This is a genomic window from Pseudomonas sp. CFBP 13711 (assembly GCF_014842265.1).
In the GTDB taxonomy this organism is placed as follows: domain Bacteria; phylum Pseudomonadota; class Gammaproteobacteria; order Pseudomonadales; family Pseudomonadaceae; genus Aquipseudomonas.
Window position 1 is genome coordinate 150688 of sequence record NZ_JACYVI010000011.1, and the last position, 13450, is coordinate 164137.

General features: G+C 61.8%; 12 protein-coding genes and 1 pseudogene. 8 read left to right on the top strand and 5 right to left on the bottom strand.

Annotation, left to right across the window (positions count from 1 at the left end; genetic code table 11):
* Window positions 1–147: 147 nt before the first annotated feature.
* From IFT47_RS20205 to IFT47_RS20235, 7 genes are all read left to right on the top strand, one after another.
* Window positions 148–894 (top strand): SDR family oxidoreductase, encoded by a 747-nt coding sequence (locus tag IFT47_RS20205; RefSeq protein ID WP_192174670.1) that lies wholly within the window; start codon window positions 148–150, stop codon window positions 892–894.
* A 96-nt stretch (window positions 895–990) separates the two neighbouring features.
* The gene (locus tag IFT47_RS20210; RefSeq protein ID WP_192174671.1) at window positions 991–1692 is read left to right on the top strand and encodes an amino acid ABC transporter permease; all 702 of its coding nucleotides are present in this window, start codon (window positions 991–993) and stop codon (window positions 1690–1692) included.
* 6 nt (window positions 1693–1698) lie between these two features.
* Entirely contained in the window at window positions 1699–2457 is a 759-nt protein-coding gene (locus IFT47_RS20215) for an amino acid ABC transporter permease (RefSeq protein ID WP_192174672.1), read from the top strand.
* A gap of 14 nt (window positions 2458–2471) precedes the next feature.
* Window positions 2472–3200, top strand: a complete 729-nt coding sequence (locus IFT47_RS20220) for an amino acid ABC transporter ATP-binding protein (RefSeq protein WP_192174729.1) — start codon at window positions 2472–2474, stop codon at window positions 3198–3200.
* A gap of 90 nt (window positions 3201–3290) precedes the next feature.
* Complete coding sequence (locus IFT47_RS20225) at window positions 3291–4124, top strand: ABC transporter substrate-binding protein (protein ID WP_192174673.1); 834 nt, start codon at window positions 3291–3293, stop codon at window positions 4122–4124.
* Window positions 4125–4172: 48 nt separating this feature from the next.
* Complete coding sequence (locus IFT47_RS20230) at window positions 4173–4442, top strand: hypothetical protein (RefSeq protein WP_192174674.1); 270 nt, start codon at window positions 4173–4175, stop codon at window positions 4440–4442.
* 182 nt (window positions 4443–4624) lie between these two features.
* Window positions 4625–5833 carry a pyridoxal phosphate-dependent aminotransferase gene (locus tag IFT47_RS20235; RefSeq protein ID WP_244656058.1) on the top strand — a complete coding sequence of 403 codons (1209 nt, stop codon included), beginning with the start codon at window positions 4625–4627 and terminating at the stop codon, window positions 5831–5833.
* A 68-nt stretch (window positions 5834–5901) separates the two neighbouring features.
* Here IFT47_RS20235 and IFT47_RS20240 read toward each other — a convergent pair whose 3' ends face one another.
* From IFT47_RS20240 to IFT47_RS20250, 3 genes are read right to left on the bottom strand one after another with little or no spacing between them, the layout of a single operon-like run.
* On the bottom strand, window positions 5902–6879 hold the full coding sequence (locus IFT47_RS20240) for a 5-oxoprolinase/urea amidolyase family protein (protein WP_192174675.1): 978 nt from the start codon (window positions 6877–6879) through the stop codon (window positions 5902–5904).
* Window positions 6876–7586: a 5-oxoprolinase subunit PxpB gene (gene pxpB, locus IFT47_RS20245; protein WP_192174676.1), complete on the bottom strand. Its 711-nt coding sequence runs from the start codon at window positions 7584–7586 to the stop codon at window positions 6876–6878. The genes IFT47_RS20240 and pxpB overlap by 4 nt, the downstream gene beginning before the upstream one ends.
* 43 nt (window positions 7587–7629) lie before the next feature.
* A complete protein-coding gene (locus IFT47_RS20250) occupies window positions 7630–9183 on the bottom strand; it encodes an MFS transporter (protein WP_192174677.1) in 1554 nt (517 codons plus the stop codon).
* 317 nt (window positions 9184–9500) lie between these two features.
* Between IFT47_RS20250 and nac the strand changes: the two genes are divergently transcribed.
* Entirely contained in the window at window positions 9501–10415 is a 915-nt protein-coding gene (gene nac, locus IFT47_RS20255; RefSeq protein ID WP_192174731.1) for a nitrogen assimilation transcriptional regulator NAC, read from the top strand.
* A gap of 93 nt (window positions 10416–10508) precedes the next feature.
* Here the strand turns inward: nac and IFT47_RS20260 are convergent.
* Window positions 10509–12071: pseudogene (locus tag IFT47_RS20260) on the bottom strand (sensor domain-containing diguanylate cyclase).
* 157 nt (window positions 12072–12228) lie between these two features.
* Window positions 12229–13368 (bottom strand): glutathione-independent formaldehyde dehydrogenase, encoded by a 1140-nt coding sequence (locus IFT47_RS20265; protein WP_192174678.1) that lies wholly within the window; start codon window positions 13366–13368, stop codon window positions 12229–12231.
* Window positions 13369–13450 lie beyond the last annotated feature (82 nt).

Consider the following 13450-nt stretch of genomic DNA (forward strand, 5'->3'; position numbering starts at 1 on the left):
GCGGGCCATAAGCAGCGCTTATCGCCACACAGTGATTACGTCTTGGCGCCCGCAATCGTGGCCCAGTAGAGTCGTGACACAGGCCCGGCCCCTATTTTCCGACACCGGCAACACGGGGTCGCCGAACGATTTGATGAGGAATGAGAGATGCCATTTTCAGACTACAAGACCGCACTGGTGACCGGCGCTTCTTCGGGCATCGGTGCTGCCACGGTCGAGCGCCTGTGTCGCGAAGGCATCACCGTGCACGCGGTGGCCCGCAACGCCGAGAACCTCGCCGCCCTCGCTGCCCGTACCGGTTGCATTCCCCACGCCGTGGACGTGGCTGACCTGGCGGGCATTACAGCGCTGACCGAAGGACTGGACATCGACATTCTGGTCAACAACGCCGGCGTCGATCGCCCTGGCTCGATTCTCAATGCCGACGCCGAGGGCATCGACGCACTGATCGACGTCAACCTGCGCGCGGTGCTGCACCTGACCCGCTTGCTGGTGCCCGGCATGGTCACCCGCGACCGGGGCCATGTAATCAACATCAGTTCGATCGCCGCCGCTTACAACTTCGGTGGCAACTCGACGTACCACGCCACCAAGGCGGCCGTCAGCATGCTCTCGCGCAACCTGCGCATCGACGTGTTCGGCAAGCGCGTGCGGGTGACTGAAATCTGCCCCGGCCGCGTGGCCACGGACATCTTTGCCCACGTCCACGGCAACCCGGAAGAAAGCCACAAGAAGTACGTCGAAGGCTTCGAGCTGCCGGTCGCGGCCGACATTGCCGACGCCATCGCCTTTGCCATCGCGGCGCCGGTGTCGATGAACGTCGGCCATATGGAAATCACCCCGACGCTGCAGGTCCCCGGAGGTCTGCAAACCACGCGCCCCCAGGGGAGTTGAGGCGGCTGCCGGACAAGAACGGATGCATCCGTCACGCCCTTGCGGGCTCCGGCTTTCGATTGACGCTGCCGCTACAGACTTCCATAGGTGACTCCCATGATTAAAGGTTTCGATCTGGGGCCGATTCTGACCGGCGAATACGCCGCACTGATGCTTCAGGGTGCGCTGTTGACCCTCAAGTTGATGCTCTTCGCCTGGCTGCTGGCCATGAGTCTGGCGTTTTTGCTGGTGGTGGTGCGCCTGACCCACAACAAACTGGCCGAACACCTGGTCGCCGCGTATGTGGCGTACCACCGTAATGTCCCGACCCTGGTGCAGTTGATGCTCTGGTACTTCGGTGTGCCGACGCTCCTGCCGGAAAGCGTGCAGCTGTGGCTGGCCGATTTCAGCACTGAATTCATCTTTGCGGTGATCGCCCTGGGGCTGTGCCAGGCGGCGTATTTCGCCGAGGACCTGCGCGCCGGCTTGCGGGCGATTCCCGAGGGCCAGACCGAAGCCTCGCGGGCGCTGGGCCTGGGTTACGTGCGTTCGATGCGTTACGTGATCCTGCCCCAGGGCGTGCGCAACTCGCTGCCGTCGTTGATCAACCACACCGTCTTGCTGTTCAAGAACACCAGCCTGGCCATGGCCATCGGCGTGGTCGAGTTGACCTACGCCACCCGTGAAGTCGAGAACTACACCTTTCGCACCTTCGAGTCGTACCTGGTTGCCACAGTCGGCTACCTGGCGGTCTCGCTGGTGCTGATGGGTATCGGGGCGTTGATCGCTCGTCGTTTCGATCTGGCGCGGGCGAGGTAATCCCACATGTTCGATGTCTTTACTATCCTGCGGGGCAACTGGGAACTGCTGTTGATCGGCCAGTACCCAAGCGGGCCGATGGGCGGCCTGGTCAACACCCTGGTGCTGTCGGCACTGGCGCTGGTGATCGCCTTTCCGCTGAGCATTCTGCTGGCCATGGCGCGCATCTCGCCGTTCCGCGCGCTGCGCTACCCGGCATTCGTCTGGGTGTATGTGCTGCGCGGCATCCCGCTGTTGCTGGTGATCTTCTGGACCTACTTTCTGGTGCCGGTGCTGATCGGCCATAACATCAGCGCCTTCACCACCATGCTGTGCACGCTGGTGATTTACCAGAGCGCTTACCTCAGCGAGATCGTGCGGGGCGGGATCCAAGCGCTGCCCACGGGTCAGTACGAGGCCTCCCGGGCGCTGGGCATGGGTTACTGGCGGGCGATGAGTTACGTGATCCTGCCGCAGGCGCTCTACAACGCCTTGCCGAGCCTGATCAGCCAGTTCGTCTCGATCATCAAGGAAACCACGCTGGGCTACATCATCAACCTGCAGGAGCTGACCTTCTCGGCCAATCAGGTCAACAACCAGCTGCTGACCAAACCGTTCCAGGTCTATTTCATTCTGGCAATCAGCTACTTCTGCATCTGCTACAGCCTGACCCGGCTGGCCGGTGCCGTGGAACATCGCATCGAGCGCAAGCGCCAGGGCGATAACGGCAGAGCATCTGCCGCCAAGGCCATTCCCGAACTCGCCTCCACCGATCTGCCCAGGTAATCGCCATGAAACCCATGATCACGTTTTCCAACATCGACAAGTGGTACGGCGAGTACCGTGCCCTGACCACCATCAACGCGGAAATCTCCAAGGGTGAAGTGGTGGTGGTCTGCGGCCCCTCGGGCTCGGGCAAATCGACGCTGATCCGAACCGTCAATCGCCTCGAGGCCATCCAGGGCGGACAGATTCTGTTCGAAGGCCACGACATCCACGGCACCGATGCCAACGTCAATCGCCTGCGCAGCCGCATCGGCTTCGTGTTCCAGAGCTTCAACCTGTTCCCGCATCTGTCGGTGCTCGACAACGTCGTGCTGTCGCCGACCAAGGTCAGAGGCATCAAGGGCTCGGCCGCGAAGAAGCAGGCGATGGAGCTACTGGATCGTGTCGGCATGGCCCACAAGGCGGGTGCCTATCCCGGGCAGTTGTCGGGCGGGCAGCAGCAGCGCGTGGCCATCGCCCGGGCGCTGGCCATGGAGCCGCCGGTGATGCTGTTCGACGAACCCACCAGTGCCCTCGATCCGGAAATGGTCGGGGAAGTGCTGAGCGTGATGCGCGGGCTGGCGAAGGAGGGCATGACCATGATGTGCGTGACCCACGAGATGCACTTCGCTCGCGAAGTGGCCGACACCATCTGGTTCATGGACGCCGGGCAGATTCTCGAGAAAGCCACGCCCGAGGTGTTTTTCAGCGAGCCCGCGCACCCTCGCGCGCAACGTTTCATCAGCGATCTACGTTCTCATTGAGGCGCCGTCAGAGCCGCCCACGACCCTCGCGCGGCATACCCGCGCGCTCAGGCTGCCGCCCACACAACACCATTTTTTGAGGATGGATGCATGCGTATCAAATCGGCCTGTCTGGCCCTGATCGTCACCCCGGTAATCGCCATGGCGGCTCACGCCGATCAATGGGCGGATATCCAGGCGAAACAAACGCTGAGCTGCGGCGTTTACTCCGATGTGCCGCCGTTCTCTTCGCCCAACCCACAAACCCGCGTGCTCGAAGGCATGGACGTGGACTTGTGCAGCACGCTGGCCAAGCACTTGGGCGTGAAGGTTGAACTCAAGCCACTGTCGGGCGAAGCACGGGTGCCGGAAGTGAAGATGGGCCGCGTCGATGTGGTCATCGCCAACCTGGCGTACACCAAAACCCGCGCCCAGCAGATCCAGTTCAGCGACCCTTACTACGTGGCAAAGGAAATGCTCGTGGTCAAGAAGCCGCTGGCGGACCAACCGCGTTCGTACTTCGAAGGCAAGCGCATCAGCGCCACCAAGGGCTCGACCTCCGAGCAGTCGATTCGCATGGCCAAGGCCACCCCGGTGACGTTCCAGGACACCGGTTCGGCGTACCTGGCGGTGCAGCAGAACAAGGTGCTGGGCGTGGTGACCAATGCCATGTCGGCGGCCAAGCTGGTCGCTCAGGCCGGGGCCGGCGGTGTTGAGCTGGGCATCGTCAAAGAGCCGATGGCGCTTGAACCGGTGAGCGTCGGCATGCGCCTGGAAGAGCCCGCCCTGTTGGCGAAGGTCAACGACGCGCTGATGGCCATGGAGACCGCTGGCGAGATCGACCAGATCTGGGCCAAGTGGATCGGGCCAAACACCGAATACAAGATGGTGCGCGAAGAGAAGGTGCAGAAGCTCAGCGCGCTGAAGTTCGAACCGCTTGAATGACCACCCGATGGCGGGCCGGGTTTATCCATGAATCAGGGAGACTGCGCAATGAAACGATTAATGGTTGTTGCGGCGATGATGGTCGCCGGCAGTGCGATGGCCGCTGAGGACCTGTGCTCGCTGCAGTTGCAGAAGCTCGCCGATCAAGCGGCGATCACCAAGCCTTCGTCTGTCACCGGCCCTTCGTCCGAGGTCAATCAGCTGATTGCCGAGGCCAAGGCTTACGAGGCCAAGGGTGATCTGGACAACTGCGCGCGCAGCGGTCAGAAGGCCCTGACGCTGATCAAGCAGACCTCGGGCGGCTCGGCCACGCAATAAGCGCCCAGGCGGACTCGCGCCACCAAGGCCCGGCAATCATGCCGGGCCTTGGTGCATCTGCGGCACGGTGAAGTGGGCCATCCATTTAGGTTATGTCACCACAGTAAAGCGCTATTGGAGCCCGTCGGACGTTTGCTTTTATGCTTGTTTTGCCCCCCCCGATCCCGCAACCACGAAGACTGATGACAATGCCTGCTATCGCTGATCGCTTGAAAAACGTTTCCGTTTCCGCGTCCGTGGCCATGACCCAGAAAGCCCGTGACCTGGCCGCCCAAGGCATCAAGGTCATTGGCTTGTCGACCGGCGAGCCCGACTTCCCCACGCCCGAGCACGCCATCGAGGCCGCCTATGCGGCGGCCCGTGCCGGTGACACCAAATACCCGCCCACCGACGGCACGCCGGCCTTGCGCGCGGCGATTCAGCGCAAGTTCAAGCGCGATAACAATCTCGACTACGACGTTACCCAGATCCTCACTGCGGGCGGCGGCAAGCAGATCATCTTCAATGCCATGCTGGCGACCATCAACCCGGGCGATGAGGTGTTGATTCCCACCCCGGCGTGGATCAGCTACGCCGACATCGTCAAGTTCGCCGGGGGTGTGCCGGTGCCGGTCAATTGCACCCAGGCCAATGCCTTCAAACTGCGCCCCGAAGACCTCGAAGCGGCCGTCACGCCGAAGACCAAGTGGCTGCTGCTCAACTACCCGAGCAACCCGACGGGTTCGGCGTGCTCGCGGGCCGAGATGGCCGCCATTGCGTCGGTGATGCTGCGTCATGAGCACGTGTGGATCATGACCGACGACATGTACGAGCACCTGATCTACGACGATTTCGAGTTCTGCACCATCGGGGACGTCGAACCGCGTCTGCTCGACCGCGTGCTGACCGTCAACGGTGTGTCCAAGGCGTATGCCATGACCGGTTGGCGCATGGGCTTCTGCGGTGGCCCGGCGGATCTGGTCAAGGCGATGAGCAACGTCAACACCCAGAACAGCGGCGGGATCTGCACCCTGACCCAGGCGGCGGCGATTGCCGTGCTCGATGGCCCTCAGGAATTGCTCAAAGAGCGGGCGGCGATCTACCAGCAGCGCCGCGATTTCGTCCTCGGGCGGCTGGCGGATATTCCCGGGCTGCAGTGCCACAAGCCGGAAGGTGCGTTCTATCTGTTCCCGAACATCTCGGCGCTGATCGGCCGGACCTCCCGCGGTGGCCGCCGAATCGGCAACGACACGGATTTCGTCATGGCCTTGATGGAGGAGCACCATGTGACCACGGTGCAGGGCGCTGCCTACGGCATGAGTCCGTACTTCCGGCTGTCCTATGCCACCAGCCTCGACGTGCTCGGCGAAGGCTGTGACCGCATCGCCGAGTTCTGTGCGGGGCTGAAGTGATTTGAGTTGATTTGGCTTGTCGGCGATGGGGCCCGCCAAGGCCCTGTTGCCGGCAAGCCCGCCTTCTATCAGCGCAGGGCCAGCGCCTGCAGCATCCGGCCCACCCCCTGCAAATATCCTTCAAGCGCCTGTTCGGCAGCGATTGCATCCTGGGTGTCTGCCTTGACCAGACGAATCCGGCTGCCGATCGGTGCCTGCCCCAACCGCCAAAGGTCCACCTCGATAATCCCGGCGATCTTCGGGTAACCGCCAGCGGTGTTGGCGTCGCTCATCTGAATGATCGGCTCGCCAGCAGGCGGCACCTGGACGATACCGGGGACCAGCCCATAGGAACGCATTTCGACCACGGTTTCCGGCTGGATCGCCAGCCCTGACAGGCGATAGCCGGTGCGGTTGCTTTGCGCCGAGATCTTCCAGCTCTGCGCCCAGAAGCGCTCGGCATCGGCCTGGAACAACGCGTACTCACCCGCCGGAATCGCCCGTAGCAGCAGCGCCCCATCGTCGTCCACCGGGAAGCGCTCGCGCAAGGCCTGGCCTGGCGGTGTCACCCCAAAGCCTGCGGCGGGCAGCGCTGGGAGAGGTACCTCGAGCACCGCCAATGTGTCACCGGCAGTCAGGGTCCGGCCTTCGTGTCCACCGAAATTGCCCCGCAGCGACGTGCTGCGCGAGCCCATCAGCACCGGCACGTCGATACCGCCGCTGACACACAAGTAGCCACGGGCGCCACCCTTGGGGAAACTGAGCTCCAGTTCCTGACCGGCCTGCACGGTACAGGCCCACAAGGGCAGCATGGGTTGACCATCCAGACGCGCCTTGCAGTCGGCGCCAGTCAGCGCGATTGCCAGGGTGCGGGTAAAGCGCACCTTGAAGGGAAAGGTCTGGATTTCGATGGCGGCACAGTTGTCGGCGTTGCCGAGCATTAGGTTGCCGACACGCAGGGCGACCGGGTCCATGGCTCCGGCGGTCGCGACGCCGATGTTGCGATAACCGCGGCGCCCGAGGTCCTGCACGCTGTTGAGGGGGCCGCTGGCGATAATCTCGATCACAGTTCGATCCTTTCAGGCAAAAAACGTACGGTGTCACCCGGTGCAAGGGTGGCGGGAACGCTGGCATAGGGGTCGAACATCGCCAGATCGGCGCTGCCCAGGGCGTTCCAGCCATTGGGGCCGTCGAGTACCGAAAGCCCTGATTGCATGCCGCCGATGGTGACCATGCCTTTGCGCATGTTCAGCGAAGGGACCTTCTTGCGTGGCATGTAGATGGCCGGATCGAGGCCTGCGAGATAGCCGAAGCCCGGCGCGCTGGCGACCGCAAACACGGTGTAGGTCGCCTGATGATGACGCCGTATCACCTCGGTGGCGGGCAGCCCGGAAAAGTCGCAGATGGCTGGCAGGTCGATGGCGTGTTCGCCCCCGTAGCAGGTCGGAATCTCGATCAGCCGGCCCGGTAGGTCGAGCTCTCGCGCCAGGCGCCAGGCTTCGCGCAGTCGTTCGATGATCAGGTCCGGCGCGGGAGGCGTTTGCTTGAGCACCACCAGCAGATTGGTCATGCCCGGCACCAGCTCCTCGATATCGTCTTCGCGCTGCAGCGCGTTGCTCAAGGCCCAGATGCGCCGTTGCGCGGCCAGATCGAAATCGCCCGGAGCATCGATGAGAAACGCACGACTGCCGATCATCGAGACCTTGGCGGGCCCGTCGGTCAAAAGCAGCGCGGGGGCAGGGGAGGCACCGAGCGGCTGCGGACTGCTGTTCATGCGGAAATTCCTGTAGCGCAGGGGGATAAGAAAAGGGTCGGGTTCATGACGTGGCGCCTGCCGCCTGACCTGGAGCGGGCATCAGTTGCACCGTGGGCAGCCGCCGCAATATCCACAGCGCGATGACGGTCAGCACGGCGCAGGTCGCCAGCCCTATGGACATGGCCTCGACCAATGCCGTGCGTCCGAGCGTCAGCAGTGCAGGACTGAGCAGTGCAGGACCTGGCGCGTTCGCACCCTGGGACAGCACTTGCGGATCACTCAGCAACGACAGTGCCTGAGTCTGACCGGCCTGGGTCAGCAAGCGGCCGAGGTGCCAGGCATACAGCACGTTCACCAGCGCACCCATGCACGCCGTGCCCAGCAGGCCGCCGACCAGTCGCAGCGATTGCTGCAGCGCGGTCGCGATGCCCAGGTACTGTCGCTGCACCAGGGTCTGGGTGAACACCGACAGGTTGAGAAAGATGAACCCCAGGCCCAGGCCCGCCAGCAGGATCAACCCCAGCAGGGTGTTGAACCCGGCGCTCGGGCCGCTCAGCGCCAGGCCAAGACAGGCAACCCCCAGGGTGGCGAAACCGGCCTGGGGCAGGCGATTGGGATTGCGCAGGCGCGTCATGATCCGACTGTTGACGATCGCCCCCAGGGTGATGCTCAGCGCCAATGGTGTAATCAACACGCCGGCCTGTTGCGGTGAATAGCCATAGCCCCCTTGCAGCAACAGCGGCAGGTAAAACAAGAGGGTGAACATCACCGCGCCGGCCAGCAGCGCGAGGATGAACAGCACCCGCATGCTGTGATCGGCAAACAGCGGACCGGGCAGCAGGGGCGCCGCACTGCGTCGCTCCTGAAACCACAGCGCCGTGAACGCCGCCAGGCTGATAGCGCCCAGCGCCGTGCACACCGCCGCGCTGGAATGCCCCAGCCATTCGACGAACAGTTGCAGAGCGCCCAGGCCCAGCGCGATCAGGACGGCCCCGGTCCAGTCCATGCGAATCGTCCCGGTGGAGGCCGGCCGGTACCACGGCAAATGGCGCCAGGCGAAATACAACGCCAGCGCCCCCAGCGGCAGGTTCAGCCAGAACACCGAGCGCCAGCCAAAATGCGCGGTCATGAAACCACCCAGCCCCGGCCCGATGGCATTGACCACGCTGAACAGCGCGCTGAGCATGATCTGCCAGCGCAGGCGCTGGCGGGTGTCGGGAAACAGTTCAGGGACGCACGCGAAGGCCGTACCGACCAGCATGCCGCCGCCGATGCCCTGCAGCGCGCGTCCGGCCACCAGCGCAACCATCCCGTTGGCCAGCGCGCACAGCACGGAGGCGAAGATAAAGATCAGCGTGGCGGCGATGACGAAAGGCTTGCGCCCGTAGTAATCACCCAGGCGGCCGAAGATCGGAATGGTCACGATCGAGGTCAGCAGGTAGCCGGTTGCCACCCAGGCGTACAGATCAAAACCGTTCAGCTCGCTGACGATAGTGGGCAGCGCGTTGCCGATGACGGTCTGGTCGAGGGCCGACAACATCAGCACCAGCGAGACCCCGAGCATGGCCAGCAGCGCCTGGCGAAACGTCAACGGTCGGGTTTCGGCACGGGTCATGGGTGAGTGCTGCGATACGGATGACAGGCAGGCATGCGGCCGCTCCTCGGGTGTCGGTAGGCTAATTTAAGAGCTGAGGCGCGCAGGCAGAAAGACGTCTTTGTTCTGGACGGATAAGGCCTCCTTATGACGCACCCCGGGGGCCGAGCTGCACCAATTTGGTGGGAGGGAGGAGGGTGCCGCGTGCGGGTTCGATGCTGGAGCGCCCGGCGCGGGCCATAGGTAAAGGCGATGACCTGCGCGTTGGCCTGGATTTCACCCGGCTGGCGCGGCTCTTGCTCTGGCAAGGCCATGATCTTAAACAAAGGTGTGACCGCGTGAATTTTCGCCGTTTGAAGTACTTCGTCAAGATTGTCGACATCGGCAGCATGACCCAGGCGGCCAACGTCCTGCACATCGCACAGCCGGCACTCAGCCAGCAGTTGGTGACGCTCGAGACCGAAGTGCAGCAGCAGTTGCTGATCCGCACCAAGCGCGGCGTGACCCCGACCGAAGCCGGCAAGGTCCTCTACGGGCATGCGCAGTTGATCCTGCGTCAATGCGAACAGGCGCAAAGCGATGTCAATGCCACCGGCCATGCCTTGTCAGGCCAGGTGTCGGTGGGGCTGGCGCCCGGCACGGCGGCCTCGGCGCTGTCGGTGCCGCTGCTGCGCCGCGTGCGTGAGCAGCATCCGGGGATCCTTCTCTACCTCAACGAAAACTTCGGCACCACGCTCAGTGAGCTGATCATGAACGGGCGCATGGACATGGCGGTGCTGTACGGCGGTCGCGAAATTCACGGCCTGAGCTTCACACCCCTGCTGCGCGAGCAGTTGTACCTGGTCAGCGCCGATCCGCAGTTTGCCGCGCAGCCGAGCATTCCGCTGACCGAACTGGCCGCGCTCGACCTGCTGCTGCCGCGCACCTACAACATCATGCGGCGGCTGGTGGACGATGCACTGATGAAACTCAACCTCAGCGCGAAGGTGATCGCCGAAGTCGAATCGGCCTCGACCCTTGCAACCGCCGTTGCCGAACGCTTCGGATCGACCGTGCTGCCCGAGTCCGCTGCGCGTGCGATGCAGCAGCACCAGGACGTCCACCTGACCCGCATCGTCGAACCCGAGATCGAGGCGCCTCTGGCGCTGTGCCTGTCCGGGCATCTGCCACTGTCGGTGCCGGCCCAGGCGGTCAAAATCATCTTGCTGGACATGATTGCCGAAATGCGCGGAAGCCTGGGGGCCTCCCGTTGACAGGGGCATGACCGGTTGATGCGCGGATGACCGTCGCCTTTGACATAGCCCTGAGCGCCTGGGGATTCAGCCGCGCATCAAGCCTAAGCGCGATCATTCACCATTCGATTCACAGCAAACCACCGATGGGACGCGCTGGTATGAAGCGGCTTCTATACAATTGCGCCCGTTAATCTTTGCGCAGTACAGCAGACGGTCAGCCTCGGCCATGCTGTCTCTGTGGCTATTTTTGTCAGTCGGGCATACCGCGACGACGCCAGCGCTGATCGTAATGATGCCCAGGGCGCTTGTTGAATGTTGAATCTGCGCCTGTTCTATCGAGCGTCTCACTTTTTCAGCCACCACAATGGCACCCGCCAGTTCCGTTTCAGGAAGCAAAATCACAAATTCTTCGCCGCCGTAACGAGCGGCTATATCGAAAGGCCGGCTGGCACTTTGCGCAATGAGTGCAGCCACTTCAACGAGGCAGTCATCGCCCGGCAGGTGGCCGTAGTGATCGTTGTATTGTTTGAACCAGTCTATGTCCAACAGGATCACGGCAAGACTTGACTGGTTTCTGAGCGCGCGGCCCCATTCTTTCTTGAGGGCAACATCGAAACTTCGCCTGTTGGCCAATGACGTCAAACTGTCCGTCATCGCAATGATTTCCAGTTTGTCCTGCGCCGCATTGAGTTCGCTTTCTGCAACAAGCAGCTGCTGGATCTGGCGGTACAGCAACCCGCCCAGCAACGCCATCGCTAAAATGATCACCCCCATAACGATCATGGAATGGAAAACATATGACCACCACGGCGCGAACACTTGCTGATATGAGATCCCCGCCGCTGCGACGATGGGCGGTCCCGATAGCCGACGATAGGCATATATCCTTTCTACGCCATCCACGACCGATTTGATAATCGCAGTGCCACTATCGCTATGGGGAAGATAGCGACTGAAAATATCTCCCTTTGAAATATTGGTTGTCATCAGCGCATCCACCGTCGGACGCCGTGCAAGCAATTCGCCTTTGTCGAGAGCGAGGAAGATGACCCCGTCGTTATCAATGTCTACCCGCTTGAAGAAGCTTTGAAAATAGGCAACAGGAATCGTGGCGAGCGCGACGCCCGCAAATGTTCCATCAGACGATTCAATGCGGCGGCTGATGGGGATGATCAGTTCTCCGGTGGTTCTGCTCTCAACGATAGAACCAATATGGATCGCCTGGCTGGTGTTGTCGCGATGGTAAATGAAGTAAGCGCGATCACTGTTGTTTTTGGTCTGTATGCCCTGGGCAAAAGAGTTCGCAACTCAATTGCCTTTTGCATCGAATATGAACAGGCCCTGAATTCCGTCAATACGTTCGACCTGCCGAGCGAGCAATGTTGTCAGGCGAGTTTGCTGATCAGCAATGATCCCGTCATGGGCCACGCGCTCTGCGATGTCCTGTAAGGTGTTATCGGCCTGCAGCATCGTGTCACGCGCCAACTGTTCGGCGGCGAGGACTATGTTCGAGACAGACACTTTCGCAGCGTCCACTCGTTCATTGGCCGATTGCTGCATCTGCCAGGCGGTGGCGAGCACTAAAAGTACACAGACTAATGCGATGAAACCTATTAGCGAGTTGGACAGCGCTTTGGGTGTCAATCTTGTGGAAAAAAATCGAACCAGCGTCATGTCAGGCGTCATCTGATTGGCGATTGGATGAGCAAATGCAGTTTTCGTACCGCGCAGGGATGTGCCTTTGCGCCTCTGGATCAAGGAGAACTGGATCGCCAGGGAAGGGTCGTCGAGGCGCCAGTGTCACAGCGCCTCAACGGAGGGTGCAGAAGGGTTATGCCGAAGGCTTGAGCACGACTTTGGTCCAGCCGTCGTCCCGCTGATCAAAGTGCTTGTAGGCGTCCGGACCTTCGGACAACTTCAGGCTGTGGGAAATGATCTGCGACGGCTTGGCGCGGTCATGGTGGATCAGCTCGGCGAGGCGACGGTTGTATGCCTTGACGTTGGCCTGGCCAGTACGGATCTGCTGACCCTTGAACCAGAAGGAACCGAAGTCGAAGGCCATCTTGCCTTCTTTCGCCAGATCACTTGCAGCGTTGGGATCCTGGGGCACGAAGACACCCACGACGCCGATACCGCCGGTGGGCTTGGTGGAGGCGACCAGGTTGTTCATGGTTTCGTGATTGGCTTCATGGCCATGCTTGTCGCAGCACTGATAGCCCACGCATTCGCAGCCACGGTCAGTGCCTTTGCCGTTGGTGAGATTCATGATCTGCTCCACGGCCTGGGTCTGTGCCGTGTTGATCGGCGTGGCGCCCAGCTTGGCAGCGAGTGCCAGACGGTCTGGATGGTTGTCGACCACAAAGACTTGCGAGGCACCTTTGATCATCGCGGCATGGGCGGCCATCAGTCCGACCGGGCCAGCGCCGTAGATCGCGATGCTTTCACCCGGCAGCAAGCCGGACAACTCTGTCGCGTGCCAGCCGGTGGGAAGGATGTCCGAGAGCATAACGTAGTCGTCTTCCTTCTCCTTGGCATCTTCAGGCAGCACCAGGCAATTGAAGTCGCCATACGGCACGCGCAGCAGTTCAGCCTGACCACCCTCATAAGGCCCCATCTCGGCAAAACCGTAGGCGCCCCCGGCACTGCCAGGATTAACGGTCAGGCAGTAGCCGGTCAGGCCGCGCTCGCAGTTTTCGCAGAAGCCGCAACCGATATTGAACGGCAGGCAAACCATATCGCCCACTTTCACGCGATCAACTGCGGCGCCCACTTCGATGACTTCGCCCAGGTTCTCGTGACCCAGAATCCGGCCCGTTTCGAAGCTGGTGCGGCCTTCATACATGTGCAAATCGGAGCCGCAGATGTTGGTCGTGGTAATGCGGACCAGCACGTCGGTCGCCTTTTCGATTTTGGCATCGGGAACGTTCTGAACGCTGACGTCGTAAGGACCGTTGTAAATAATGGCTTTCATGGGTTCTCCAGAAAAATGAGGTGCAGATAGGGACATATATGCGCCAGATTTAGTACGACCGTACCGGCCTGTCGTTCAAAGA